This is a genomic window from Coleofasciculus sp. A1-SPW-01, assembly GCF_040217205.1.
Classification (GTDB): Bacteria; Cyanobacteriota; Cyanobacteriia; order Cyanobacteriales; family Coleofasciculaceae; genus Coleofasciculus; species Coleofasciculus chthonoplastes_A.
The window spans coordinates 1-26,246 of record NZ_JAVJNP010000129.1; the positions used below are offsets into that span (position 1 = coordinate 1).

The 26,246-nt window shown below is 46.3% G+C and carries 19 protein-coding genes and 3 pseudogenes; 14 read left to right on the plus strand and 8 right to left on the minus strand.

Translation table 11 applies throughout. The features are described from left to right. Nucleotides 1-140: pseudogene (locus tag RH949_RS20100) on the minus strand (MerR family DNA-binding transcriptional regulator); the annotation flags it as partial. Between the two features lie 418 nt (nucleotides 141-558). Between RH949_RS20100 and RH949_RS20105 the strand changes: the two are divergent. The 5 genes and pseudogenes from RH949_RS20105 to RH949_RS20125 all read left to right on the plus strand — a co-directional run bounded on the left by RH949_RS20105 (nucleotide 559) and on the right by RH949_RS20125 (nucleotide 4,368). After that, complete coding sequence (locus tag RH949_RS20105) at nucleotides 559-1,578, plus strand: aldo/keto reductase (protein WP_446355701.1); 1,020 nt, start codon at nucleotides 559-561, stop codon at nucleotides 1,576-1,578. Between the two features lie 80 nt (nucleotides 1,579-1,658). Further along, on the plus strand, nucleotides 1,659-2,801 hold the full coding sequence (ribD, locus tag RH949_RS20110; RefSeq protein ID WP_006098965.1) for a bifunctional diaminohydroxyphosphoribosylaminopyrimidine deaminase/5-amino-6-(5-phosphoribosylamino)uracil reductase RibD: 1,143 nt from the start codon (nucleotides 1,659-1,661) through the stop codon (nucleotides 2,799-2,801). 190 nt (nucleotides 2,802-2,991) lie between these two features. Next, on the plus strand, nucleotides 2,992-3,618 hold the full coding sequence (locus RH949_RS20115) for a hypothetical protein (RefSeq protein ID WP_446355639.1): 627 nt from the start codon (nucleotides 2,992-2,994) through the stop codon (nucleotides 3,616-3,618). A gap of 254 nt (nucleotides 3,619-3,872) precedes the next feature. Continuing rightward, nucleotides 3,873-4,160: pseudogene (locus tag RH949_RS20120) on the plus strand (BrnT family toxin). Further along, nucleotides 4,138-4,368, plus strand: a complete 231-nt coding sequence (locus tag RH949_RS20125) for a hypothetical protein (RefSeq protein WP_446355641.1) — start codon at nucleotides 4,138-4,140, stop codon at nucleotides 4,366-4,368. The pseudogene RH949_RS20120 and the gene RH949_RS20125 overlap by 23 nt, the downstream one beginning before the upstream one ends. Nucleotides 4,369-4,512: 144 nt before the next feature. Here the strand turns inward: RH949_RS20125 and RH949_RS20130 are convergent, their stop codons facing one another. Further along, nucleotides 4,513-4,824 carry a DUF2442 domain-containing protein gene (locus tag RH949_RS20130; protein WP_446355643.1) on the minus strand — a complete coding sequence of 104 codons (312 nt, stop codon included), beginning with the start codon at nucleotides 4,822-4,824 and terminating at the stop codon, nucleotides 4,513-4,515. Nucleotides 4,825-4,837: 13 nt separating this feature from the next. Here RH949_RS20130 and RH949_RS20135 point away from each other — a divergent pair, with 13 nt between their 5' ends. Both RH949_RS20135 and RH949_RS20140 read left to right on the plus strand, forming a co-directional pair. Beyond that, nucleotides 4,838-4,942, plus strand: a complete 105-nt coding sequence (locus tag RH949_RS20135) for a hypothetical protein (protein WP_446355703.1) — start codon at nucleotides 4,838-4,840, stop codon at nucleotides 4,940-4,942. A gap of 78 nt (nucleotides 4,943-5,020) precedes the next feature. Then, nucleotides 5,021-5,131: pseudogene (locus RH949_RS20140) on the plus strand (ABC transporter permease); the annotation flags it as partial. A gap of 86 nt (nucleotides 5,132-5,217) precedes the next feature. Here the strand turns inward: RH949_RS20140 and RH949_RS20145 are convergent. Beyond that, nucleotides 5,218-7,800 (minus strand): glycogen/starch/alpha-glucan phosphorylase, encoded by a 2,583-nt coding sequence (locus tag RH949_RS20145; RefSeq protein ID WP_446355645.1) that lies wholly within the window; start codon nucleotides 7,798-7,800, stop codon nucleotides 5,218-5,220. Nucleotides 7,801-7,868: 68 nt separating this feature from the next. Between RH949_RS20145 and RH949_RS20150 the strand changes: the two genes are divergently transcribed. Together RH949_RS20150 and RH949_RS20155 are read left to right on the plus strand one after the other, a co-directional pair. Further along, nucleotides 7,869-8,024, plus strand: coding sequence for a hypothetical protein (locus RH949_RS20150; RefSeq protein ID WP_006098959.1), 156 nt, complete (start codon nucleotides 7,869-7,871; stop codon nucleotides 8,022-8,024). Between the two features lie 244 nt (nucleotides 8,025-8,268). Then, the gene (locus RH949_RS20155; protein WP_446355647.1) at nucleotides 8,269-8,487 is read left to right on the plus strand and encodes a hypothetical protein; all 219 of its coding nucleotides are present in this window, start codon (nucleotides 8,269-8,271) and stop codon (nucleotides 8,485-8,487) included. 246 nt (nucleotides 8,488-8,733) lie between these two features. On the opposite strand, the gene RH949_RS20160 is transcribed toward RH949_RS20155, so the two are convergent. Continuing rightward, a complete protein-coding gene (locus RH949_RS20160; protein WP_446355649.1) occupies nucleotides 8,734-9,981 on the minus strand; it encodes a trypsin-like serine protease in 1,248 nt (415 codons plus the stop codon). A gap of 191 nt (nucleotides 9,982-10,172) precedes the next feature. Here RH949_RS20160 and RH949_RS20165 point away from each other — a divergent pair, with 191 nt between their 5' ends. Together RH949_RS20165 and RH949_RS20170 are read left to right on the plus strand one after the other, a co-directional pair. Further along, on the plus strand, nucleotides 10,173-14,258 hold the full coding sequence (locus RH949_RS20165) for a two-partner secretion domain-containing protein (protein WP_446355651.1): 4,086 nt from the start codon (nucleotides 10,173-10,175) through the stop codon (nucleotides 14,256-14,258). 17 nt (nucleotides 14,259-14,275) lie between these two features. Continuing rightward, on the plus strand, nucleotides 14,276-17,800 hold the full coding sequence (locus tag RH949_RS20170; protein WP_446355653.1) for a two-partner secretion domain-containing protein: 3,525 nt from the start codon (nucleotides 14,276-14,278) through the stop codon (nucleotides 17,798-17,800). 248 nt (nucleotides 17,801-18,048) lie between these two features. Here the strand turns inward: RH949_RS20170 and RH949_RS20175 are convergent, their stop codons facing one another. Both RH949_RS20175 and RH949_RS20180 read right to left on the minus strand, forming a co-directional pair. Then, the gene (locus tag RH949_RS20175; protein ID WP_006098923.1) at nucleotides 18,049-19,044 is read right to left on the minus strand and encodes a pentapeptide repeat-containing protein; all 996 of its coding nucleotides are present in this window, start codon (nucleotides 19,042-19,044) and stop codon (nucleotides 18,049-18,051) included. Nucleotides 19,045-19,161: 117 nt separating this feature from the next. Next, complete coding sequence (locus tag RH949_RS20180) at nucleotides 19,162-20,283, minus strand: site-2 protease family protein (protein WP_446355656.1); 1,122 nt, start codon at nucleotides 20,281-20,283, stop codon at nucleotides 19,162-19,164. Nucleotides 20,284-20,551: 268 nt separating this feature from the next. On the opposite strand from RH949_RS20180, the gene RH949_RS20185 reads away from it, so the two are divergent. Then, the gene (locus tag RH949_RS20185) at nucleotides 20,552-21,055 is read left to right on the plus strand and encodes a 2TM domain-containing protein (RefSeq protein WP_006099016.1); all 504 of its coding nucleotides are present in this window, start codon (nucleotides 20,552-20,554) and stop codon (nucleotides 21,053-21,055) included. Nucleotides 21,056-21,248: 193 nt separating this feature from the next. Here RH949_RS20185 and RH949_RS20190 read toward each other — a convergent pair whose 3' ends face one another. Then, on the minus strand, nucleotides 21,249-22,148 hold the full coding sequence (locus RH949_RS20190; protein WP_446355658.1) for a precorrin-6A/cobalt-precorrin-6A reductase: 900 nt from the start codon (nucleotides 22,146-22,148) through the stop codon (nucleotides 21,249-21,251). A gap of 3 nt (nucleotides 22,149-22,151) precedes the next feature. Then, nucleotides 22,152-22,346 (minus strand): hypothetical protein, encoded by a 195-nt coding sequence (locus tag RH949_RS20195; protein WP_006098881.1) that lies wholly within the window; start codon nucleotides 22,344-22,346, stop codon nucleotides 22,152-22,154. Nucleotides 22,347-22,738: 392 nt separating this feature from the next. On the opposite strand from RH949_RS20195, the gene RH949_RS20200 reads away from it, so the two are divergent. Next, nucleotides 22,739-25,279 carry a mannose-1-phosphate guanyltransferase gene (locus tag RH949_RS20200; RefSeq protein ID WP_006098803.1) on the plus strand — a complete coding sequence of 847 codons (2,541 nt, stop codon included), beginning with the start codon at nucleotides 22,739-22,741 and terminating at the stop codon, nucleotides 25,277-25,279. Nucleotides 25,280-25,598: 319 nt separating this feature from the next. Further along, nucleotides 25,599-26,165 carry a single-stranded DNA-binding protein gene (locus tag RH949_RS20205; protein WP_006098844.1) on the plus strand — a complete coding sequence of 189 codons (567 nt, stop codon included), beginning with the start codon at nucleotides 25,599-25,601 and terminating at the stop codon, nucleotides 26,163-26,165. Nucleotides 26,166-26,246: the final 81 nt, after the last annotated feature.

The window sequence follows — 26,246 nt, forward strand, 5'->3', positions numbered from 1 at the left end:
TAAGTCAGCAATATCGTATCGACGATGACCACCAGCCGTCCGAGAAGATCGTATGAGAGCCGTTGAGTTCCCATCGATGCAACGTGCAAGACCGTCACACCTAGTAGAGTAGCTGCTTCTTGGGGAGTTAAACTAGACATTCCTGTATTATATCATAAAAAATGTCTAGTTATGTCAATGATTGTCTAGATATTTACGGACTGTTAGTTAACCCCAACTGAATTTAAATAGGGGGGTGACACCCCTCACCCCCAAAATGCTATACTGTGTTACGTAGATGCACCCTGATAATCGAGAGAGCCAATCGTAGGCTCTTTTTTTTTCTCTTCTTCAAGATTAATTGGTCAACTCGGCAACGTAAATAGGGGTGAGACCCCTCAACTAAACGGTCATCCATCCAATTAAGTAGGCTGGTGGAAATAAACCCAACACGATTAATTTCTGCAAATAGACCTTAAACCCTGACGAATGACGTAGCTTGCTTCTCGCGATAGCGAGTATGACGAAAGACGAATGACGATCAGAGCCGTTAACTATAATTGTCCCAACCTACTTACCATGACTTTACCTGAATCCAGCCGATTGCAATTGACCCCAGATTTGAACATCTGTCGCATCCTAAATGGCTTATGGCAAATATCTGGCGCTCATGGACGCATTGATCCCAAAAAAGCCATCCCCAGTATGTTTGATTATCTAGATGCTGGCTTTACCACCTGGGATCTCGCCGATCATTACGGACCGGCTGAAGATTTTATTGGCGAATTTAGGCGTCAACTGGTGGCGACTCGCGGTGAGGAGGCGTTAGCAAACATCCAAGCCTTTACCAAATGGGTACCCCGCCCGGGTCGGATGACTCGACAATGGGTAGAGAAAAATATCGATCGCTCTCGCCAACGGATGGGAATGGATTGCCTGGACTTGCTGCAATTCCACTGGTGGGACTACCGCGATCGCAACTATCTGGACGCCCTCAAGCAGATGGCACAACTGCAAAGGTCAGGGAAAATTAAGCACCTGGCGTTAACCAACTTTGATACCGAACACCTAAAAATTATCATCGACGCCGATATCAATATCCTCTCCAATCAAGTCCAGTATTCCCTGATTGACCGCCGTCCTCAAGTCAACATGGCACCATTTTGTCAAGACCATGACATTAAACTTTTCACCTATGGCACAGTCTGCGGTGGCTTGTTATCAGAAAAGTACTTAGGACAACCTGAACCGGGTGGGGCAGAACTGTCTACGGCTAGCTTGAGAAAATACAAGAACATGATCAATGGGTGGGGCGGATGGAGTTTATTTCAAGAATTGCTCACCGTACTCCAGGACATAGCCACTCGCCATAACGTGAGTATCCCCAACGTAGCCGTGCGGTATATCCTCGATCAGCCAGCCGTAGCTGGTGTGATTGTTGGGGCGAGGTTAGGCATATCGGAACATATAGACGATAATGCCAGAGTATTTACCATGACTCTCGATGCTAAGGATAAGGAGAAGATTGAAGCCGTATTAGTCAAGTCTTATGATTTGTATCAAATCATCGGCGATTGTGGCGACGAATATCGACGATAAGCCAGAAAAGACAGTCCTGAATCCCTGATCCGGGGGGAGTATATTCTAAACTCAAGAATAACCAGAAAAACAGCAGACCGATGGAACACTCTCCCGTTGACGCCCAACCTGATGCTCAATCGGTGTCATCGGCGTCTTCTCATTGGACGCCATTTGATCGCACGATGATGCAACGGTGCATCGAACTAGCCCGCCGTGCTCTCGGACGAACTAGCCCTAATCCTTTAGTGGGTGCTGTCATTGTCCGGGATGGAGCGATGGTGGGAGAGGGATTTCATCCAGGCGCAGGTCAACCCCACGCAGAAATTTTTGCTCTCCGTCAAGCGGGTGACAAGTCTCAGGGAGCGACTATTTATGTCAACCTAGAGCCTTGTAATCACTATGGACGAACACCCCCCTGCACAGAAGCCTTAATTGCCGCAGGAGTCGCTAAGGTTGTCGTCGGTATGGTTGATCCCAATCCTCTCGTGGCAGGTGGTGGGATTGAGCGGCTCAAAAAGGCTGGGATTGAGGTTGTCGTGGGTGTGGAAACGGAGGCTTGTCGCCAGCTTAATGAAGCCTTTATTCATCGCATCCTGCATAAGCGTCCTTGGGGAATGTTGAAATATGCCATGACACTAGACGGCAAAATTGCCACCGCCAGTGGTCACAGTGCTTGGGTGACGGGTCAAGAGGCGCGGCGGTATGTACATCAACTGCGGACGGCTTGTGATGCTGTTATTGTAGGCGGTAATACTGTGCGTCTGGATAACCCTCATCTCACCAGTCACGATACCGATACCCACAATCCGTTGCGAGTGGTGATGAGTCGCACCCTAGACTTGCCCATCGATGCCCGTTTATGGGAAACCGCTGATGCTCCCACGTTAGTTTTGACCGAGATCGGAGCCAATCCGGATTTACAGCACCAGCTAGTGAACAAGGGAGTAGAAGTGATTGAAATGACGCCTCTGACACCCGCCAAGGCAATGGCGTATCTGTACGACCGACAGCTTTCGACGGTGTTATGGGAATGTGGTGGCACTTTGGCAGCCAGAGCGATCGCGGATGGCACAGTCCAAAAAGTACTGGCATTTATTGCTCCGAAAATTGTCGGTGGTATAACAGCGCCCTCACCTGTTGGGGATTTAGGACTAGCAAGGATGACAGACGCCCTGACGCTTGAACAAGTCAGTTGGCGTCAGCTTGGATCAGATTATGTTGTGGAAGGTTATGTGTCATGAATTTATAAATGATGAATTATGAATTATGAATAACCGAAAAAGAGGTTTAAGTGTTACAGATTGTAAGAACGGGTTTCACGATTATCGTTTCTTGCCACCCAAATGCCGCTAAACCCGCCCTGACTCAGTGCTGGCTTGGAGAGAAGCGAGTATAACAAATGACAAATGACGAATGACGAATGACTAAAAAATGCTTGAAGTGACCATTTTCAGCGTGTTAGTCGGCAATCTGGGTTGGCAATCAGTGGTTGTCAGTACATGGCTGCGCTGGCGACAGATGATCGGGAGTCATCATTATCAGGAGGAGGAAGAGGAGATTGTGATGGGTTTTGAGGCAAAAGAAGACTCAGCGTTATTACAGCAGCGACAAGCTAACGGCACGATTGACCGTATGAGCCATCCAGAACAACCTTCAGTAGACCCGCAACTGGTTGGCTGGGAATTCAAAATTGTGCGATCGCACCGAGACTTATTTCATAAACCGGCTGTATTTCAACAATTGTGTGAAGAAGAAGCACTGGCGGGTTGGATCTTATTAGAAAAACTTGATGATCGACGAGTCCGATTTAAGCGATTGATTGCGTTACGGAATATCATTGATCCCCAGCAGCTACCCTTTGATCCCTACCGTTGCTATTATGGGTCATCATGGACTGCCCGAAGCTGGTTGGGTCTAGTCGCCGTACTGATCGCGATCGCAGTTCCTGCCTATCTGAGTTATAGCCTCGTTTCAAACCTGCTACACGACTCTCCAGAGGCTTCACCCCCGTCTCCTTATCGAGATATACCTGCCCAGGATTTCCCACCTGCACCGTGACGTGATTATCGTTAATCCTACTCTAACCCTTTAGCTTTAACTTAATAAAAATAAAGTGGATAAGCTGTCATGCATTTAAATTGGGTATTAGTAGCGAGCAAGATGCTCGCACTACAAGGCTTTCGCCGTTATTGATATTAAGGTTTAAATGCCGAACAGCTTACCGCGATCGCGGGAATGGTACTGGCTGTTCCTTTTGATCCAGTTCAGTAAATAGATGTTAATTTTATTGTCAAATAGCCTCAAATCGGTGCATGAATCTACAATTTGAGTGGGATGACCAAAAAGCGAGCCGGAATTTCCAAAAACACGGTATCAGTTTTGAAGAAGCTCAAGCCGTCTTCAATGATCCACTAGCTTACATTTTTGAGGATGAATGGCACTCTGTTGGTGAACGATGAGAAATTATCATTGGACACCAAAATAATCGACTTTTGTTGGTTTGCTTTACTGAGAGAAGGCGAAACATTATCCGTATTATCAGCGCACGTCTAGCGACTAAAAAGGAACGTAAGGATTATGAACAATTCACAGGCTTCTGAATTTCCTAACAATATAGATGACGAAATGCTTCCAGAATATGACTTTGACTATAGCAAAGCTAGCCCGAATCGTTTTGTTACTCAAACTGATGACTCTCCTGTAACAGTTACCTTGGCTCCAGATGTGGCTAAGGTTTTTAAGACATCGGAAGCCGTTAATCATGCCCTGAGAGCCTTACTTTCTGCAATGTCTGAGGTGACAAAATAATTGTTTTCAGATATTCTCCGAAATCCGTAACATCCTAAGGAACAAAGATATCTCGTAATCTGAGAAATACATTTGAACAGAGGGCGACCCGATCCGATTGAGTGGACTAGAGTTGTTCATTTATGGAAGCGGGTCGCCCTTTGCTTAATGGAGAATGAGACGTTCCGGCTTCACGTTTCTACCCGATTGTGCGAATTGCCCAAACCAGTGAAGCCTTATAATACAGGATAAAATACTGATTACTGGAGAGCCGTGGGTTAGGTTGGATAAGTCTCCACCAGTATTGACTTGGACTTTAGCAAAATAGTCTGGATTTTTTAAGGGAGTAAATATACCTGTAAATTCTATTATTTGACTAATATCAACTATGCCTTCAACGCCATCATCGAATCGTAGGTGGAGTTGATATCCTGCTAAAGGTTGAACATCGACAATAGTCTTAGAAGACCGTAGCACCAATGGCACCTTCCTGAACGAAAAACCAATCAATACCACTGTTCCCCTCCAGGATGGCGATACGATCCGCATCGGACTCTTTAGCCTACTACTATACGCCAAGAGACCTTGGAATTAGTGGATCGAGGCAATTATATCCGCCTCGACGCCCATCGCTTAGTCCGTCAGGTTAAAGATAAACAGGGGCAAACCAAAATATAATCCAACCTGGGACAACCTGAGACTTAACTGGGGTATCCTTTGTGTACATACCGTTGTTTATCTCGCGATCGCGCTTTGGTTACAGAAGCGTAAGGATATTCTTTGATACTCTCCCTGAGAGGGGTTTGGAGACCAAACCCCTACGTTGATCATTAATGTGATGCACCTCAATGAATTACACCTTGCCTTCAATTAAATATGAAGGGGTGGCTTCGTCACCTTCAACCCGGCTTCTTCTTGCACATATTCCTCAATGTCAATCGTGATCGGTTCAACCTGCCAGATATCTTGACAATACTCTCGGATTGTGCGGTCTGAGGAAAACTTCCCAGTGCGAGCTGTATTCAAAATGGACATGCGAATCCAATTCTCTTGGTCGCGATAGGCATGACTGACGCGATCTTGGCAATCGATGTACGATTGATAGTCGGCAAACAACAGGTACTCATCTTTGTAGAGGAGTGAATCCACAATTGGCTTAAACAAGTCCGGATGTTCAGGACAGAATTCACCCGAAGCAATGCGATCAATCACTTCTTTTAATTGAGCATTACTATGGTAGTAATCCATCGGATTGTAGCCCCGGGATTTCAAGTCATAAACCTCTTGTGCGGTTAAACCAAACAAGAAGAAGTTATCCGCTCCCACAGCTTCCCGAATCTCAATATTTGCTCCATCCAGAGTGCCAATCGTTAGCGATCCATTCAGGGCAAACTTCATATTGCCTGTGCCGGAAGCTTCCTTACCTGCCATGGAAATTTGCTCGGAAAGATTAGCCGCCGGGTAAATCTTCTGACCCAAGGAGACAGAAAATCCTTCCATAAACACCACTTTAATCCGACCAGCCACATCGGGGTCGTTGTTGACCACTTTAGCAACCGCATTAATCAACCGGATCACCAACTTCGCCATATAATAGCCCGGAGCTGCCTTGCCTGCAAAAATGAAGGTTCGGGGCAGAATTTCGATGCCTGGATTGCGCTTGATCCGGTTATAGAGGGTAATGATATACAAAACATCGAGTAACTGACGCTTGTATTCATGTAATCGCTTCACCTGGACATCAAACAAGGAATTGGGATCGACTTCTACGTCATTAAACAGTAGAATATAGTCCACCAACTCTTGCTTGTGCTGCTGCTTAATCGTGGCAAACCGTTGGCGAAATTCTGGATCATCGGCAAAGGCTTCCAGTTTTTGCAAGTCTTGCAGGTGAGTCACCCAACTATCACCAATTTTTTCCGTAATCAAGTTGGAAAGTTGGGGATTACTCAGCAATAGCCAGCGACGCGGGGTAATGCCATTGGTTTTGTTATTGAATCGTTCTGGGAACATTTCATAGAAGTCGTGTAGCACTCGTTCCTTGAGTAATTCTGTATGGAGTGCGGCTACACCGTTAATGCTATGGCTACCGACACAAGCGAGGTGTGCCATGCGGACAAATTTTTCCCCACCTTCCTCAATTAGGGACATGCGTTGCAACCGCTCCCCATCTCCAGGATATTTCACTTTGACCTGTTCCAGGAAGCGGTGGTTAATTTCGTAGATAATTTCCAGATGTCGCGGTAGTAAACGCTCGAATAAGCGGACGTGCCAACGCTCTAGGGCTTCGGATAGCAGGGTATGGTTGGTATAGCCGAAGGTGTGCTTGGTGATGTACCAGGCTCGGTTCCATCCCAATTTATATTTATCGATCAACAGCCGCATTAATTCAGCAATCCCAATTGAGGGATGGGTGTCATTGAGTTGGATAGCGACTTTTTCGTGGAACTGGTCAAAGTTCCGGTGTGTGCGGCGGTAGGTGTTGATGATGTCTTGGAGTGAACAGCTGACGAAGAAATACTGCTGTTCTAGGCGTAGTTGTTGACCTTGAGAGGTATTATCGTTAGGATACAGGACTTTGGAAATATTTTCAGAGAAAATTTTGTCTGTCACCGCGCCCGAATAGTCTCCACTGTCAAATACTTGGAAGTTGAACTCTTCGGAGGCTCCGGCTCGCCACAGACGTAGACTATTGACGGTGTTGTTATGGTATCCCGGTACGGGTGTATCGTAGGGGGTTCCTAAGACTTTGCGATCGGGAATCCAACGCACTCGATACTGACCCTTCTCATCATGATACCCTTCGGTATGTCCGCCCAACTTGACCGTAACGGTTAACTCGGGACGGCGGATTTCCCAGGGGTTGCCGAAACGCAGCCATTTATCCGGATGTTCGACTTGAGCGCCTTCTTCAATACGCTGATCGAAGATGCCAAATTCATAGCGAATTCCATAGCCAACGGCGGGAATTTCTAAGGTGGCGAGGGAATCCAAAAAACAGGCAGCTAAACGTCCTAACCCGCCATTTCCCAGTCCGGGTTCAGGTTCGAGTGCAATTAAGTCATCCAGCTTTAATCCGGATTCTTCTAGGGCTTGACAAACTCGGTCGTACATATTCAAGTTGAGCAAGTTATTGCTTAACTGACGACCCATTAAAAACTCTGCCGAGAGATAATAAACAGTCTTGACCTCTTTTTGCAGGTAGGTTGTCGCGGTATTAATCCACCGATGCAGCAAGCGATCGCGTACCGTATAAGCCAGAGCCATGTAGTAATCGTAGGGGGTGGCTAAGAACTCGTTCTTGCCCTGGATATAGTACAAGTTATCGGCAAAGGCACGTTTTAGCGTCTCCACCGTCATCCCGGTGCGATCGTCTTCTACTTTAATTTCCGGGAGGCAGACATTCGACTGGATGGGTTGATCGCTATTGGGTTCAAAAACTTGGTTATTCATAGACTGGTTGTTACTGATGACACGATTTAATATCGTTCCCCCTGCTACTCTAGTCTCTAAAATTGGCGATGCCAAGGTATCAGACGTTGGGGTTTGCTTTCGCTCTATCCGTCAGCTTAACCGCACCAGACCGCGATCCGGAACGTCTGTGTAAAAATCTGTTATGCCTTGGCGCGAAGTCGTTGATGCAGTCTTTTCCACTTCAGGTGCGATCGCTCGCCTAAACGCCTTGCTATAAACTCTCCTGACGAAAAATGATCTAACCCCCTTTTTGGCTGGGGTCTTTTTTCCTTCTACGCCTTCTTCTACCCCTTCTGCCCTAGAGCATTACTGAATTACTGTTCTCCCCGTTTTCTGTCTTGGGATAGATGAAGGATCACCCTTTGGAGACTTTTACTAGCGCCGCTGCCTACCCAACTTCTATTATGAAATCAGGAGATAGGCAATTATGGGAGTCAAAACTTGTCTTTGTTGTGGTCATCCCCTCTTACGCCACGTAAGACGGCAAGGTATTTATTGGTTTTGCACAGTTTGCCATCAGGAGATGATTCCCCTGAAGCCAAGCCAGTCACCTATTCGTATCGATACTCTCAAGCTTATGCCAAACAGTCAGATTTTGCGATCGCGTCCCCTAGAAACCGTTCAATCTTAGCCTATCTTATGCCTTATAAGCTGTTCGGCATTTAAACCTTAATATCAATAATGGCGCAATCCTTGCCGTAGTGCGTTAAGCGAAGCCATGCCGTAGGCTTTGCATCTTGCTCGCTACTAATACCCAATTTAAATGCATGACAGCTTATTCTGAGTTTTCACAGTATATGGCATCTCTGTAGGGGCGGGTTTCACTACTATCTTTTCGGTTGTACCCAGATGTAACTAAACCCGCCCAGACGTTGCATGCAACGTCTCTACCCAGGTTTCTTAACGGACTAATCAACGGCTCACCTTTTTCTTTTTGGTTAGCCATAATCCTGTCGCGAATGCCATCAGTCCAGCTAAACTTCTAGGTTCGGGTACGGACACTGGATCACTTGGACTATCGTCACCAATACTATCATCTGGGTTATCAGGAATCTCGTCATCTGGAGTATTGTCGATTGGATCATCGGCAATATCATCATCACTCGGTAAGTTTTCATCAATGTCATCCCCTGGATCGTTTACAACAGGAGGCGTAGGTACTGGATTGTCTACAACAGGAGGCGTTGGAGGCTGCCAACGGGTTAGAATATCGTCGATCCAATTCGTGTAAGATGACGCACGGGTATCAAAGGAAAACTCGCCGAAGGAAGAATTGAGGGCATCGTCAATATCAGAGGAAATACCATCAAGGTAATAAACTCGTAACATAAAGGAAGTCACTCCTGCGATCGCGCCATCGATGAATGTGGGACTTCCGGAATCCCCTGATGCTGCACTTACTTCATTTAGCCCTAACCCTAAGTCAGCATAATCATCGCCAAACCAATAGCCAAATGCATCATTCGCTGCCAGTCCGTTATCAAAGTCGTAAGCTAATAAGGAGTCACTGAAGTTATCGGATAATAGTTGATTAAACAAATCTCCGGAAGCGTCATAACGATTCTGACCGGAACGCTTTAACCCATCCCAAAATACATCACCAACGTTACCATTTCCAGACCCACCATAACCTACTTTTTTGCCAATTTTACCCACTTCGTTCTTATTTCGATAAATATCATAGCGATCGACTGTATCTGGGGCAATATCGGTTAGCTCTAAAATGGCAATATCATAGCCATTCTCTAAACCCCCCGTCCAATCATCATGAACAAAAATATTAGCGATTGATAGGTTAACATCACCTGTGGTCAACTCAAATGTAGCTGTTCCATTCGAGATATTTAAATTCCCAAAATCATCAGTAAGACAATGAGCAGCCGTGAGAATATGAGCGCCCGTTCCTAATAGCCCACCTGTACAAGAACTTCCCCAAAAACCACCTAGAGAAAGTTGAGCGACGCCATCATAGCCAGTTCCGGGAGATACAAGATAATCATCGGGATTGCCCGTTGTCGTATAGAGGGGCTGGACTTGTGTCTGAATTAAGTTGGTGTTGAAACTAGCGGCTTGAGCAGGTTCGGTGATAATTACGGGAGTGAGTAAACTTACTGCAGAGAGAAGAGTTATAGACTTTAAGTTAGACAAGGTGAAAGTCATGGTTACAGGAGAATGAAGGAGTCACGATTAAACGGTTCACTGTCATCTGTCTCTGAGGGATTGACCCTTATGCACTTTTTTCAGAGTTGTAACGTTTATTCATAACCGGGATGAAATTTTTACCAACGTGCATAAGTTCCCACTGCTGAGAGATATATACTAGAAAAGTATGGTTTGGGTTCAAATTGGTGATGACTCAAAGCTGGAAATATTGGTGGTGGACATTCGCCGGAATTGTTGGAATTGGCGGCGTTTTTGCGTTCTGGGATACGGCTGCTGTCGCTCAGATTACACCGGATACTACCCTGGGAACTGAAAATTCCGTGGTTACGCCAAATGTGGATATCCAAGGACTTCCGGCGGATTTAATTGAAGGCGGGGCGACACGCGGCGCGGCGTTGTTTCACAGTTTCTCAGAGTTTAATGTTGGCGAGGGATTGCGGGTTTATTTCGCGAATCCGGTGGGAATTGAAACGATTTTCAGTCGGGTGACGGGGAGTGATGTCTCGAATATTTTGGGCACGTTGGGGGTAGATGGGGGTGCGAGTTTATTTTTGTTGAATCCCAATGGGATTATTTTTGGAGAAAATGCGCGGTTAGATATCGCGGGTTCGTTTGTGGCGTCTACGGCGAATTCTGTGGTGTTTGAAAATGGGGTGGAGTTTAGCGCCACGAATCCTGAAGCACCACCGTTATTAACGATTAATCTAACGCCGGGATTGCAGTATGGGTCAAATTCAAACGGAAGGATTGCCAATGCTGGGAATTTAGGCGTGGGTGTCGGTGAAACCCTGAGTTTGTATGGCAATACTGTCACCAATACCGGGATACTGACAGCACCCGGAGGAACGGTACAGGTATTAGGCGATCGCGTGGGATTGTTCGAGAATGCTCAAATTGATGTCTCCAGCGATATGGGAGGCGGTACGGTATTGATTGGCATAGCTGAAGAAGCGAATAACCTATACATTCCATCAGTTACTCATGCTAATCGAACCTTTGTCAGTCCTGATACCATTATCAATGCCAATGGAATTGGCAATAGTGATGGCGGTAACGTATTAGTTTGGTCAGATGAAGTTACTCGTTTTTATGGCACGATTAGCGCCCGTGGGGGTGAAATATCTGGCAACGGTGGATTTGTGGAAGTTTCGGGGAAAGACGTTTTAGAGTTTGATGGATTAGTCGATACGACTGCCGCGAATGGAACAACGGGAACACTACTCCTTGATCCGACAACTATTGAAGTTGTACTTTTTGCAAATGAAACTGATAATTTAAATGATATTGATGGGTTTGCTGATCCAGATATTGGGGCTGATGGTGACACCAAAATTAATGCGACGGCGATTAACAATGCTGCGGCGGATGTCGTGCTTCAGGCGACCAATAATATTATTTTTAATGCCGCCGTTAGTATCCGACAATCTGGCATCGGACTTACCGCCCAAGCTGGCAACACGATTACCGTTAATCGACGCATTACCACGCCGGGTGGTGATATCCAATTAATCGGTGGCATAACCTCTAATAATGGTTCTATTTTTATCAACGACGATGTTCGCTCTCGTGGGGGAGATATCGTTCTCCAAGCTGGTGGTGATATCGTAGTCGAGGAGGCAATAGTCAATACCGCCTCGGGGTTTCTCGGAGACTCGGGAGACATGACGATTGAAACAGGGCGGTTAATTCTTCAGAATAAAGGACAGGTAGACACCAGTACATTTGGATTGGGTAACGCTGGGAATCTGGATGTCCGGGCGACTGAAATTGAAATGACTGAATCCGTGAACGCTTCATCTAATATTCTTACAGGTATTGGTGCAGCAACCCGTCGAGGTTCCACTGGCAATGCGGGTAAGATTACCATTGAAACCGAACGGTTAACCGCTCAAAATGGCGCACAAATAATCGCAACAACATCGGGTTCTGGAAATGCTGGAGAAATTATTGTCAGAGCGTCGGAAATTGAACTAATTGGCGACTTTCCATTAAATGGTTTTCCGAGTGGAATTTTGGTTAATAATCAACCAGGAAGCACAGGAGCCAGTGGCAAGATAACGATTGAAACCGAACGATTAATTGCCCGTGATGGTGCAGGCGTTTATGTTTCCACGTTTACGGGTGAAGAGGGTGGGGAGCTAACTGTTCAAGCCTCTGAGATTGAATTAACCGGAACGGGCAAGATTTACCCCAGCGCTTTGTCTGCTCAAGCGCATCCAGGCGCAACCGGAAATGCTGGGCAAGTAACGATTGAAACCGATCAGTTAATTGCTCGCAATGGGGGGACTATCACAACGGCGTCAACGGCTGGCAATGGTGGAAATCAGACAATTCAAGCCACCGATTTTATCGACCTAGCTAATGGCGGGTCTATAGTGGCTAACGCGGCGGCAGGATTTGGTGGTACTATCTCGATTGAAACGAAAAATTTGACTCTTGAAAATGGTGGGATTATTAACACTAGCACGACGGGTCAAGGCGATGCTGGCAGTATTGCCATTCGCCAATCCGAATCCGTTACGGTAGGCAAAGGGAGTGTGATCTCAAGTCTATCGTTTGGTTCAGGAATAGGGGGTAATCTTTTAATCGAAACGGGAACTCTTACGATTCGTGATGGTAGTGGTGTGGTCACCAGTACGGCGGGTCAAGGGAGTGCGGGGAACCTAACAGTACAAGCCAAAAACTCAGTTAATGTAATCCGTGATGGTCTATTATCAACAGGTACTCTCGGCACAGGAACTGGTGGAAACCTTTTAATCGAAACCCGAAGTTTAAATGTCCAAGACAAGGGTAAAGTTTTCAGTAGCAGTTTAGATGCCAGTACATTTGATTTGAGTAGTCTTGACCCGAACCTTTATTCACCTGATTTGATTGAACAAATTCGGAATAATGTTAATATAGCTGCTCAAGTAAATTTTACTCAAGGGGATTCAGGAAACCTGAATGTTATTGCCACAGATTCAGTAAATGTGGCAAATAATGGTGTGATTTCGACACAAGGTCGGGGTGAAGCATCCGGTGGCGATTTAACCATAAATACCCAAGAGTTAGCGGTTGATAACGCTGGTGCTATCGTCACGGATACCTTTGGTTCTGGCAATTCAGGAAACTTAACCATTAGTGCCAACGATACGGTCAATGTTATCGGTTTTGGCAGCGATATTACCACTCAAACTCGTCCAGACAGTATAGGAAACGGGGGAAGTCTTACCATTACCACCGGACAATTAAGAATAGAGGATGAAGCCGCCGTATCCTCTGGCACATTTGGTCAAGGATTGGGTGGAGACATTCAGTTGCAAGGGAATTCTCTGGAACTCGCCAATCGCGGACGTATCACCAGTCGCAGTGAAGGGTTGAACAATGCTGGCAATATTTTCATCCGTTTGAATGATGAGCTGCGATCGCGTCAAGGTCAAGTTGTGGCTACGTCCTTACAATTTGGTGGTGGTAATATCGATATCACGGCTCAAGATATCCTCCTACGTAACAGTAGTCTAGTTAGCACGAGTGTATTTGATAGTACAGGTGACGGTGGTAATATTCAGATAAATTCTAATAGTTTTGTGGCTCTGGAGGACAGTGATATTCTGGCAAATGCTGATGCTGGACCTGGAGGCGATATTATCATTAATTCCTCAGTATTTCTGGCTGATTTGTTTGTCAGCGATCGGGCGATTCCAGTCGGTCGTAATCCGGGTGACTTAGATCGGTTTCGCCGGAATGGTGAGGTCGATATTTCGGTGGACTTTGCTCAGTTTTCTGGTAATCAGCCAGTTAATGTCGTTGATCTTGTCGAGAATGTGAATCGATTTCGCATTAATGAGCGCGTTGATATCTCCGCCGACTCTCGAACAGGTCGCGATGGTTCAGTTATCACTCCTGTACCTTTCTTTGGTCAAGGGTTAACCGCGTTACCGACTAATTTTGTTGATGCAGAACGCCTGATTGATCGTTCCTGTAATGCGGGAGGTGCGGCGTTAGCCAGTAGCTTTATTTTCACAGGTCGCGGTGGTATTCCACCTAGTCCTCTGGATGTTCTGGAGAGTGACGTAATGGTCAGTGATTGGGTAAGTTTAGATGAGGAGACTCCAACCCAAACGCAACCAGAATCTGTAACTCCCAATTCAAGTCAACCTCGGCAGATTATTGAAGCACAAGGGTGGGTAAGATTAGCGAATGGGCAGATAATATTAGTAGCAGAATCGCCCACAGTCACACCTCAAGTGAATTGGCAAAATACCACAGGCTGTGAAATGCCTGAATCAAAGTAGTGATAAAGGTCGAGGTTATGATGACTAAACTCTGGAAATATGGGTTATTGTGCTGGCTCAGTGGTATTATTTCCTTGTCAGGAACAGCGGCTGTGGCTCAGATTCAAGTCGATGATACTCTGGGGGCAGAACGCTCAATCGTTACACCGCTTGATGGGTTGGGTTTGCCCATTGACCTGATTGACCAAGGCGCACAACGAGGGACAAATCTATTCCATAGTTTCTTAGAACTTAATGTTGATGCTAACCGAGGTGTCTATTTTTCGAGTCCCGATGGGATTGAGAATATTTTGGCGCGAGTAACCGGGATGAATCCCTCTCAAATCCTGGGTACATTAGGTACGTTTGGGGCGGGAAGTCCTAATCTATTTTTGATTAATCCCAATGGAATTATCTTTGGGCAAAATGCCAAGCTGGATGTGGCAGGTTCCTTTGTGGCGACGACAGCAAATGGCGTGGGGTTAGGGGATACTGGACGATTTAGCGCCTCGAAACCAGAAACCAGTACGTTACTCAGCATTAATCCTGATGTTTTCTTTTTTAACCAACTCTCCAATGAGGCAGAAATTGCTAACCGTTCAACCGCAATATTTCCGGTGTTGGGGTTTTCTTTCAATAATGTCCCGCCAGCAAGTGGACTTCAGGTTCTCGATGGCAAGAGTTTGTTGCTACTTGGCGGTAATGTCAGCTTAGAAGCGGGAGGGCGATTAAATGCGCTAGGAGGTCGTATTGAATTAGGTGGCTTAGGGGAACCCGGAACAGTAGGATTAGCGATCAATGGTGATAGTCTGAGTTTAAATTTTGCCCCGGATAGTCGGCTATCTGATGTCAGATTAGCCAATGATGCGCGTGCGAGTGCGCGGGGTACAGGTGGCGGAGATATTGTTGTTAATGCCAATAATTTTACAGCGACAGATGGCGGACGCTTAGCCACTGGGACGGAAGGTGCAGGCGATGGGGGAGATATTATTGTTAATGCCAATACCTTTAGTCTTTCTGGACAAGGGGCAAATACCGGAAGTGGTCTTTATAGTGAAGCGGGATTTGGTAGCTCTGGCAATCTTGGCAATATAAGAATCAATGCTAAAGCGATTAGCCTAATGGGTAACTCTGGCGAAGATGTAGGCTTGGCAACGGGTTTGCACAATCGGACTGTTGTTAATTCGTCCGGTAATGCAGGTGACATTTTTTTGAATACAGAATCTTTAAACGCTTCACTCAGCGCTGGTGTTAGTTCCGTGACTTTTGGTTTGGGCAATGCTGGTGATGTAGTCATTCAGGCTCAGGATATAAACCTCTCTAATTTGAGCTTCATTGAATCAGCAACTGTTCTAAGTCAGAGTAATGCTGGTAATGTGGCGATTAACACGGAAAAATTAGCCGTCCAAAATGGCTCAATTGTAAGCTCTTTAGCTTTTTCTGGAGGCTCAGCAGGAACATTGAGCGTGAACGCCTTAGAGTCTGTCGAATTAATTGGAGTAACGGCTGACGGAGTTCCGAGTAGCCTCCTGACTAGCACTAATGGTAGTACGAACGCTGGTGATATAGCGATTACGACGAAGCAGTTAGTTCTGCGAAATGGGGCGTTGGTATCTGCTAACACTTTTGACGAAAGCACCGCAGGTGATATCACGATAACTGCCTCGGAATCTGTCACTTTGAGTGGTACATCAACGGTTAATATCGGAACTTTATCATTTGAATCTGGCAGCGGAATATTAGCTTCGACTGAGGCTTCTGGTGATGCTGGGAATATCACGATTTCAACCGGGACTTTAACAGTGCAGGATGGTGGGAGCATCTCAGCGTCAACGAGTGATGGGAGTGGCGATGCCGGAAATTTAACTATTCGTGCAGCCAATGTAGAGGTGAGTGGAGAATCAGCACCAGGAACGTTTGATTCTAGTAGCAGCCGTTTATCTGTTCAGAGTAGCAGTAGTGGAAATGCAGGAGTTTTGACCGTTGAAACTGAACAGTTAATGATACGGGATGGAGGCAATATTTCTGCTTTAACGTTTGATGGGAGTGGCAATGGAGGTGTTATCAATATCCGTGCTAAAGACATTGAGTTAATTGGTACAACAGCAGATGGTGTAGATGCCAGTGGATTATCGGCTGGTGTGGGTGAAGAGGCTACAGGGAATGGTGGAACGATAACCGTTGAAACGGAACGGTTAACGGTACGAGATGGCGCTCAGATATCCTCCTCTACTTCTGGTAACGGCAATGCAGGTGCTGTGACTATTCAGGCTGAGGATATTGAACTGATTGGTGCGACAGCAAATGGTCCTAGCGGATTTTCGGCGAATGTTGGTAAAAATGCTACTGGTTCTGGGGGAAATGTAGTTGTTGAAACTGGGGGCTTAATCCTTCGGGATGGTGCTAAGATATCCTCCTCTACTGAAGGGCAAGGTGATGCTGGTTCTGTGAATGTTCGTGCCTCGCAAATTGATCTAATTGGCATCGGTTTTCTTCCCAGTGGATTGTCAGCGGATGTATTGGTAGAAGCGACAGGGAATGGCGGAACTGTAACCGTTGACACTGAGACATTCAGGGTGCGTGATGGCGCCGAGATATCAACAGCAACTTCCGGTAGCGGTAATTCTGGTTCTGTATCTATTCGTGCCCAGGATATTGAATTAATTGGCATCTCCCAAAATAACTTGTTTCCAAGTCGCCTGTCGGCTGAAGCTACTGAAACGGCTACAGGGAATGGGGGAAGTGTCACCGTTGAAACTGAGCAATTAACGCTTCGCGATCGCGCTCAAATCAATGTCAGCAATCAAGGCATCGGAAATGCAGGTATACTCAATATTACCGCGAACAATCTGAATCTGGACAACCAAGGCACACTCACAGCAGAAACCAATGCAGGTGAGGGAGGTGACATTACCCTGCAAGTCCCGGAATTATTAATGATGCGCCGCAATAGCCTGATTTCGGCGGAGGCTCGTGGCGAAGGGAATAGCGGTAATATTGGGATCAATACTCAATTCGTGATTGCTATCCCAGAAGAAAATAGCGATATCATCGCTAGTGCTTTTCGAGGTGGTAATATTGAAATCACCGCTCAAGGTATCTTTGGTACAGAATTCCGAGAACGTCTCACCCCTTTAAGCGATATTACCGCTACTGGGACTGTCACCTTTAATTTACCTGATGTTGATCCCAATCGCGGCTTATTACAATTACCCACAGGATTAGTTGACCAGACGAAACTGATTGACCGTTCCTGTAATGCAGGAGGTGCAGCGTTAGCCAGTAGCTTTATTTTCACAGGTCGCGGCGGTATTCCACCCAGTCCCTTGGATGTTCTGGAGAGTGACGCGATTGTCAATGATTGGGTGACACTAGATGAAGATACTCCACTCCAAACCTATCCAGAATCTGTCACGCCCAATTCAAGTCAACCTCGGCAAATTATTGAAGCGCAAGGGTGGGTGAAACTGGCAAATGGGCAGATAATTTTGGTGGCGGAATCGCCCACAGTCACACCTCAGGTGAATTGGCAAAATCCCACAGGCTGTGAAAGTCCTGAATAACAGTAGTGATAAAGGTCGAGTTTATGATGACTAAATAAACTCCTACACTGCCCTTTCCAGCACCCCGCTAAAATTTCCTTTAAATGCACCCTGTTTAAATCCTTCTTTTAGCCTCTCGATGATACAAAATATAGCAACCGCCATGGCTGTTAGGACACATCATTTATGTTCCAGACGCGCCATGGCGCGTCTCTACAATGGTGCCGAACGTCCTAATCGATGTGTCTATTGCTATATTTTCGTTTTTTTTAAAATTTAGTGGGCTGGAGATTGACGCCATCAAGATAAGCATGGCTGATATCAACTTGACTCAGATTAGCGTCACTCAGATTAACATCACTCAGATTAGCATCACTCAAATCTGCCCCCCTCAAATCTGCCCCGCTTAAGTTAGCACCACTTAAATTAGCATCGGTAAAATCAGTATTTCTCAGATTAGCCCCACTCAAATCAGCATTACTTAAATCCGCATTATTGAAGTCAGCATAACTCAGATTAGCCCCACTCAGATCAGCGTCACTTAGGATAGTATCCATCAAATCGGCTTGACTCAGATCCGTTCTACTCAAGTTAGCATGACTTAAATCCGCCCGACTCAAGTCCGCCCCCTTTAAATTAGCACCAATAAGATTAGCATTGCTCAGGTTAGCATCAATCAGATCCGCACCTTTCAGGTTAACTTCACTCAGATCCGCATGACTCAGATCGGTGGCAATCAAGCAAGCACCAGAGAGTTTCGCAGCATTCAGTTTCGCTTTATGAAGTTTCGCTTTATCCAGGTGACTGTTACTCAGATCAGCGGTAATTAAATTGACTTCTTGTAAGTTAGCTTCATAGAGAAACGCTTTCGGTAAGTTGATACGTTGTAAATTTGTTCCCGGAATATTGAGTCCTCTCAAACTCACACCATCTTCATTCAAATCTTGCAGGGCTTGAACCCGGGCATAGCTAGTTTGTCGTCCATGGGCAGCGTCTATTGTGCGCCAAGCTTGGTAATAGAATTGTTTCTTTCGATTCGGCGTTTCTTTTAAAAATAAAACAACCGCCGCAAAAATACTGATAGCTTCAACATTGTTCAGAATTTTAGAGAGTTGAGAGTTCTCATCCGTAATCAGGATCACGCCGATAACCAGAACAGTCGCTCCGACAACAACTGACCAAGTGGGTAACTTCCAGAAATAAGCGACGAAATGAACTGAAAATTTTCGTACCCAAAAGATTAATCGCTTAAGTTTTGTCTTCACTGAATCACTATTTAACCTCCTAATACATCTTTTATAGGATGCCCATCTATTATAAATCCCCCGAACTTTATTCGAGGGATTAGGCTTAAGTCTTTAATTTCAGTGACGCCAATAGGTTTAAGCGGGATTGGTTTGAGTTCGCTTCTCTAGGAGACTAACAATTGATGCCTTTTCCAACAGCCCAACCAGGACTCCATTTTCGCGCACCACAGGCAATTGAGTAAATTTGCCTTGTTCCAGCAGCGTAATCACTTCTAACAGAGACTGATCAGATTTGACGATCGCATCCAAATCCACAGGCTGGATCAGTTCACTGACTGGAGTCGTTGTCCAGTTTGAGGTGGGGATAGTTTTGAGATCATCAACCGCGATCGCACCAATCAATTGTCCTTGTTCATCAGTCACCAAGAACTTGCGCCATTCTTTTTTACCGATAATGTAGTTGTTGGCAAAGTCCCGCAGCGACAGATCAGCCGAGATAATTGGACTCTCTGGAATTACCGCATCTTCAGCTTTCAGATCCTGGAGTTTTTCTTGCAGGGTGGCTGATTGCGCCGACATACCCGCATTTTGCAGCAGGAATACCCCAATTAATAGCGTCCAGATACTACCAAAGTTACTCAGTCCCAAGACAGAAAGGATACCGATGCTGATTCCCATCCATCCGACAACCTGACCAACCCGGCTGGCAAAAACAACACCTCGATAGGGATTCCCGGTAATTTTCCAAACCACGGACTTGAGGATATTGCCACCATCTAACGGTAAGCCAGGAATCAGGTTAAACAGGGCTAAGACTAAATTGATCGAAGCCAGTAAACTGAGAATGGCTGCCAAGGGACCAGAGACGCCGCTGCTCACGCCGATACCCGTAAATAGGACAAAAAGGGCTAAGCTAACTAAAGGACCCGCGATCGCCACCCAGAATGCGTCGGCTGGCGTTTGAGATTCCTTCTCCAAGCTGGCTAGACCCCCAAAGAGAAACAGGGTAATCGATTTCACCTCAATGCCCTGGCGAATGGCGACTAAACTATGCCCCAATTCATGGGCTAAAACCGAAGCAAATAGCAACAGCGCACCCACGAATCCCAGCACCCAGGGTAAAATACCCGTCAATCCGGCAAACCCGCCGAGATACCCGCCAAACTCAAAGGTGACCAAAGCTAGAACTAAAAACCAGGAGGGATTTACATAAAAGGGAATCCCCAATAAATTACCAACCCGAATACTACCGTTCATACGAATTACCTCAAATCTACTGTCAAAGAAAACGTTTTTATAGTTGTTATAGTGTCCTCCTTGGGGTCTGAATCTATCGTAACGAAATGTAAAACTTCCGTTCCACTATTATTTTTCGTAAAATCCGACCCTAGGGGTTCGGTTGTGAACATCAGCAGGTCTGTGCTGTCTGTCTAGGTGTCGTTGATAATAATAGAGGAAGGACAACCTCACTGTGCCACTATTTGTTGTTTTCATCTTCAGCCCACTCATCCTCTTAATTTAGGTCATGTCTGTTTCTGAATCCACTACTATCCAGTCTTATCACCAAGAAGAACTCCAGCAAATCCTGAATCTCGCGATCGTCCGTCAAGCCAATGGCGGTGAGTTTTCCCGGACGCAGCTTGTGGAAATTGCGGCTGAATTGGGAATCTCGCCAGCGAACCTCCAACTAGCGGAACAGGAATGGCGGCTTCAGCAACAACAGCAGCACAAGCGCCAGGAGTTTGAACAGTATCGGCGCAGCCAACTTAAGCAGCGGTTGGGCAAATATATTATCGTTAATGGCTTTTTGGTTGTAATTAATCTGCTCAGTGCGGGTCAGCTTTCCTGGGCATTGTATATTCTCTTGTTTTGGGGAGCAGGATTGGGTTTGAAGACGTGGAATACTTATCAACTTCAAGGAGACGCTTATGAAAAAGCGTTTCAAAAGTGGTATCGCCAGCAACAGTTTAATCAGTTGACTCAATCCATTTTTACCCGGCTGAACAATTGGATTAAAGCAACGGGGTGATAGGGGGCACCACTGAGGTCAACATCACGGTCATTTCTGTTTCTGAACATAGTAATATCCAATTGTAAGGATTCAGGTCTATGTTTGGCTCATATAGCAGTAGACACATCGATTAGGACTTTCGGCACCATTGTAGAGACGTTGCATGCAACGTCTCTACATAAATGATGTGTCCTAACAGCTATGGCGGTTGCTATACATATCTCTGGCAAAACTCCAACGCTACAGCGACATCACTGGTTTGCTGTGGATACGTTACCACCGGACGATCAATGACAATTAATGGAATTCCCAACTGCGCCGCTACTTGTCGCTTCGTCGCCTCTCCCCCAGCTACCCCAGACGCCTTAGTCACTACCCGTGAAATATCCCAGTGACGCCAGAGTGCCATTTCCAATTCAAAAGGTACAGGGGGGCGTAGTGCAATAATGCGATCGCGACTAAATCCGGCTGCGATAGCCGCCTCTAGAGACGTAACGGCGGGAAGAATCCGGGCAAATAAAGTCGATCGCGCTTGCCAGTCTTGAAATAAGGATAAAACTTGATAACCAACGGTTAACAGTACCCGTTGCTGGTTCAAATAATCACCAGTCACCAACGTTTCAAAGCTGTCTAAGGTAATTACAGAGGGTTCATTCTGCGTCTGTAGGGGCGGGTTGAGGATATTGGGTTTCGCTGTTGATGATAACCTTTGTTCAAAACCCGCCTTGACTGTAGAGACGCGCCATGGCGCGTCTCTACACCTGTCCCCATCTCCCTCGTTTCCCTTAACCAGAGGACGTTCAAAACGCAGGTAGGGAATTTGGTAACGTTGTGCAGTCGCGATCGCAATTCGGGAAATTTCTACTGCATAGGGATGAGATGCATCAAGTATGGCTGTAATCTGCTGCTGTTGACAAAGCTGCTCAATCTGCTTCCCATTCAAGCGCCCCACTTGTATCTGTAAGCTGGGTGTTTGAGGATAAAGTGACTTGGCGGCGGCTGTTGTCACCGTAACCAGACAAAGTAAATTGAGAGACGCGATCGCCTCGGCTAACTGTACACTCTCACTGGTTCCACCAATCAGCCACAGACGCCTTTGACTCGCAGGCATTACCTACCGACCTTTCAGCGCTCTGTTAAAGTTTTTCCGATAAGACTTATTAGCCACAATCAAAGCGGGCCACAACAGAGACAAATAAATCCGGTTAGGTAAGCTACGAGAGAAGTTTGTCCGATTGAACCCCGTCCAGAACTTCCAAGCGCCGTAGCCATAAATCCCTAACATCAGAAGCAAAACTAATACTTTCATCCAAATTAACCCCCAAGAAACCGAATCAAAGACTGTTTTACACCGACTATCCAGCTTCAGCCCAGCCAAAGCGAGCCTGCTAATTCACTCATTTTAGACCAACTCCCCCAAAACGTCTCAGGTGCCCTTTGGAGGAATACAAATCATTGAATCAACTGTGATATCTAGCTTTCCGCTTTTGGGCGGCACTATTTCAGTCCTAAGTAGAATTGATCCCGGATACAAGTCAAAGTAGCATATAGGTTCAGTTCCAGTCTATTTATCCATCTATGTGTCAGTTGTAGCGTGACCTTGCTAGCTCAGCTTTTCTCATCAGGAACGGTTGAACGAGACAATAAGTAGAAAACTATACGGTTCCAACACCGTGAAGCCAAAAATTTTTAGGAGGACTTATGCGAGCAGTGCTGATGGCAGGCGGTTCGGGAACACGTCTGAGACCACTAACCTGTGATCTGCCCAAACCCATGGTGCCGGTACTCAATCGACCGATCGCCGAACACATTATCAACCTACTCAAACGCCATAACATTACCGAAGTCATTGCTACACTTTACTACCTCCCCGATGTGATGCGGGATTATTTCCAAGATGGCAGTGACTTTGGCGTGCAAATGACGTATGCGGTCGAAGAAGAGCAGCCCCTCGGTACTGCCGGTTGCGTAAAAAATATTGCCGAACTACTCGATGATACCTTCATTGTGATCAGTGGTGACAGCATCACCGACTTCGATTTGCAAGCCGCCATTGAATTCCACAAAAGTCGTAAGTCGAAAGCCACCATTGTTCTCTACCGCGTCCCCAATCCTGTGGAATTTGGGGTGGTAATTACCGATGAACAAATGCGGATTCGCCGCTTTTTAGAAAAACCCTCAACCAGTGAGATTTTCTCAGATACGGTAAATACAGGCACTTACATCTTAGAACCCTCTGTCCTGGATTACCTGCCCGAAAACACAGAATCTGACTTTTCTAAAGACCTGTTTCCCCTACTTTTAGACAAAGGGGAACCTATGTATGGCTTTGTCGCGGATGGATATTGGTGTGATGTGGGACACCTGGATGCTTACCGCGAATCCCATTACGATGCCTTAGATAGAAAAGTAGAGATTGACTTTGCCTACGAAGAACAGAGATCAGGACTATGGGTGGGACAAAATACCTCGATTGATCCTACGGCTAAAATCGAAACCCCAGCCCTAATTGGCAGTAATTGTCGCATTGGTCCAGGGGTGAATATTGAAGCCGGAACCGTCATTGGGGATAATGTCACCGTTGGGGCTTACGCTGACCTGAAGCGTCCGATTCTCTGGAATGGTTCAATTATTGGTGATGAAGTCCATCTGCGGGCTTGTGTCATTTCCCGAGGAACCCGGGTAGATCGTCGCGCCCATGTCTTAGAAGGTGCGGTTGTCGGTTCTCTGTCAACTGTGGGAGAAGAAGCGCAAATTAGCCCCAGTGTGCGGGTTTGGCCCAGCAAGAAAATTGAATCGGGTGCCAGGTTAAACATGAACCTGATTTGGGGGAGTACAGCGCAACGGAATCTTTTTGGTCAGCGTGGCGTTCAAGGCTTGGCGAATATCGATATTACGCCAGAGTTTGCGGTCAAATTGGGCGCGGCTTACGGATCAACCTTGAAACCGGGGTCTCAAATCACCGTCTCTCGCGATCAACGCAGTATCTCCCGCATGGTATCGCGATCGCTAATTGCGGGCTTGATGTCGGTGGGGGTTCATGTCCAGAACTTAGAAGCCACAGCCATCCCCATCGCTCGTCTGGTTGTACCCACCCTAGCCGTTACCGGAGGGATTCACGTCCGGGTACACCCCGATCGCCCCGACTATATTCTGCTCGAAATTTTTGATTCTCACGGCATCAATATCTCTAAGGCGAAGGAGAAGAAAATTGAAGGGGCTTACTTTAAAGAGGACTTGCGCCGATCCCCGATTCCAGACATCGGCAATGTCAACTACCCCAGCCAGTTACTCGATCTCTATAGTGTCGGCTTTGAGCGGCATTTAAATGTGCAAGCGATTCGCAATAGTGGCGCGAAATTAGTGATTGACTATGCTTATGCAGTTTCTGGGGCAGTTCTCCCCGTCTTGTTGGCGAAATTTGGCTGTGATGCGGTTGTCCTAAATGCCAGCTTAAATCAAATGTCCCTATCTGCCGATGAACGAGAAGGATTGCTCACCCAACTCGGTCAAGTGGTGGAAGCCTTAAAAGCCAATTTTGGCGTGCAGGTGTCCGCGAATGGGGAACAATTGATCTTGGTGGATGAATCCGGAATGCCTGTACGTGGGGAAACCCTAACCGCGCTGATGGTTAGCGTGATGCTGACGGCTAATCCGCGCAGTAGCGTAGTAGTTCCGGTACATACCTCCAGTGCTGTGGAACAAATCGCTCGTCGTCATGATGGTCGAGTGATTCGTACTAAAGCGAATCCAGGGGCGTTGATGGAAGCCTCTCAAACTAATCCTAATGTGGTGTTGGGTGGTTCTGAGGAAATGGGCTTTATTTTCCCGCAACTCCATCCCGGATTTGATGCCATGTTCTGCATCGCCAAGTTAATTGAGATGCTAACCATTCAAGAGCGATCCTTAGGTCAGATCAAGAGCGAATTGCCTCGGGTGTGCCATAAAACCTATACTATGCGTTGTCCTTGGACGGTGAAAGGCGCATTAATGCGCCACTTAGTCGAAACCCACGCCAATGAGGATTTAGAACTCATCGATGGGGTCAAGATAGTGGATCGGCACACAGACAGTTGGGTGTTGATTTTGCCCGATGCTGGAGAACCGCTAGTCCATGTCTTTGCCAACAGCGATGACCGGAATTGGGTTGATGAAAATCTGAGAAAATATCGCACGTATGTGCAAGAGTTCATCGAACAAGAGCAAGGGTTAGAACTGCCCAAAGCTGAATCGACTGTCTAAGAGGTGTAGAGACGTAGCCTGCTACGTCTCTACCGTCAGGGCTGGTTTCGTACTTTCTGTCTACTCCCTCCTGACAATATAGTACTTTTGTTCTAAATTAAAGAAGGAAGCCGTTGAGTTATAGCAACGGACTCCTTTTTCGTTGGTCAACATAAGTCTGCCTAGGTAAGGAGTCAATAGCTCCTATCAGAGTGATGATAGAATGGGCGAATATGGTTTTTTAAACGACCAATTGTCCCAAACATAAGCGCGACTCAACTAGCAGTCATGGTCAATCAGTGACTAGACCAATTACCCAAAGCGCCAGGAGATATTAACGATGAATAGCTGCGTCTTGATGGCACAAATTGTTCAAGATCCAGAACTGCGTTACACCTCAGATAATCAAACCCCGATTGCCCAAATGCTGGTGCAGTTTCCCAGTGTGCGTTCTGATGATCCACCTTCAACACTTAAAGTAGTCGGTTGGGGCAATTTGGCTCAAGAAATCAAGGAAAACTATGGGGTTGGTGATCTTGTAGTCCTGGAAGGGCGTCTGAGTATGAATACGATTGAGCGCCCCGAAGGATTTAAAGAAAAACGGGCTGAATTAACTACTTATCGAGTTCATAAACTGGGTGCAGATACGGACATGGGGCTACAAACGGCTACCGTTTCCCCAACGATGCAGGCGACAACAATCCCATCATCACCCAAGAAATCAGAGAATGTGGTTCCCATGCGATCGCGTCCCGCCCCTCCAACCCCGACACCTGTATCTGCACCCAGAGATCAGGACTATGATTATTCATCGCCGATTGAGCCGCCGACTTATGAACCGACTACAGTGCCAAACGTTCCCCCGGTTCCTGATACCCAGAAAGATTTAGATGATATTCCGTTTTAAAGATAATTGGCACACCTTTAGCGTCTTTCACCCCCCTACTGATCGACTGCAATAAGCCGCAACTTGGTAAGATATTTAACT

Coding starts and splice junctions, on each gene's coding strand:
- RH949_RS20105 (WP_446355701.1), top strand. CDS start 559: ATGACTTTACCTGAATCCAGCCGATTGCAATTGACCCCAGATTTGAAC.
- ribD (WP_006098965.1), top strand. CDS start 1,659: ATGGAACACTCTCCCGTTGACGCCCAACCTGATGCTCAATCGGTGTCA.
- RH949_RS20115 (WP_446355639.1), top strand. CDS start 2,992: ATGCTTGAAGTGACCATTTTCAGCGTGTTAGTCGGCAATCTGGGTTGG.
- RH949_RS20125 (WP_446355641.1), top strand. CDS start 4,138: ATGAACAATTCACAGGCTTCTGAATTTCCTAACAATATAGATGACGAA.
- RH949_RS20145 (WP_446355645.1), bottom strand. CDS start 7,800: ATGAATAACCAAGTTTTTGAACCCAATAGCGATCAACCCATCCAGTCG.
- RH949_RS20150 (WP_006098959.1), top strand. CDS start 7,869: ATGCCAAGGTATCAGACGTTGGGGTTTGCTTTCGCTCTATCCGTCAGC.
- RH949_RS20160 (WP_446355649.1), bottom strand. CDS start 9,981: ATGACTTTCACCTTGTCTAACTTAAAGTCTATAACTCTTCTCTCTGCA.
- RH949_RS20165 (WP_446355651.1), top strand. CDS start 10,173: ATGACTCAAAGCTGGAAATATTGGTGGTGGACATTCGCCGGAATTGTT.
- RH949_RS20170 (WP_446355653.1), top strand. CDS start 14,276: ATGATGACTAAACTCTGGAAATATGGGTTATTGTGCTGGCTCAGTGGT.
- RH949_RS20180 (WP_446355656.1), bottom strand. CDS start 20,283: ATGAACGGTAGTATTCGGGTTGGTAATTTATTGGGGATTCCCTTTTAT.
- RH949_RS20185 (WP_006099016.1), top strand. CDS start 20,552: ATGTCTGTTTCTGAATCCACTACTATCCAGTCTTATCACCAAGAAGAA.
- RH949_RS20190 (WP_446355658.1), bottom strand. CDS start 22,148: ATGCCTGCGAGTCAAAGGCGTCTGTGGCTGATTGGTGGAACCAGTGAG.
- RH949_RS20195 (WP_006098881.1), bottom strand. CDS start 22,346: ATGAAAGTATTAGTTTTGCTTCTGATGTTAGGGATTTATGGCTACGGC.
- RH949_RS20200 (WP_006098803.1), top strand. CDS start 22,739: ATGCGAGCAGTGCTGATGGCAGGCGGTTCGGGAACACGTCTGAGACCA.
- RH949_RS20205 (WP_006098844.1), top strand. CDS start 25,599: ATGAATAGCTGCGTCTTGATGGCACAAATTGTTCAAGATCCAGAACTG.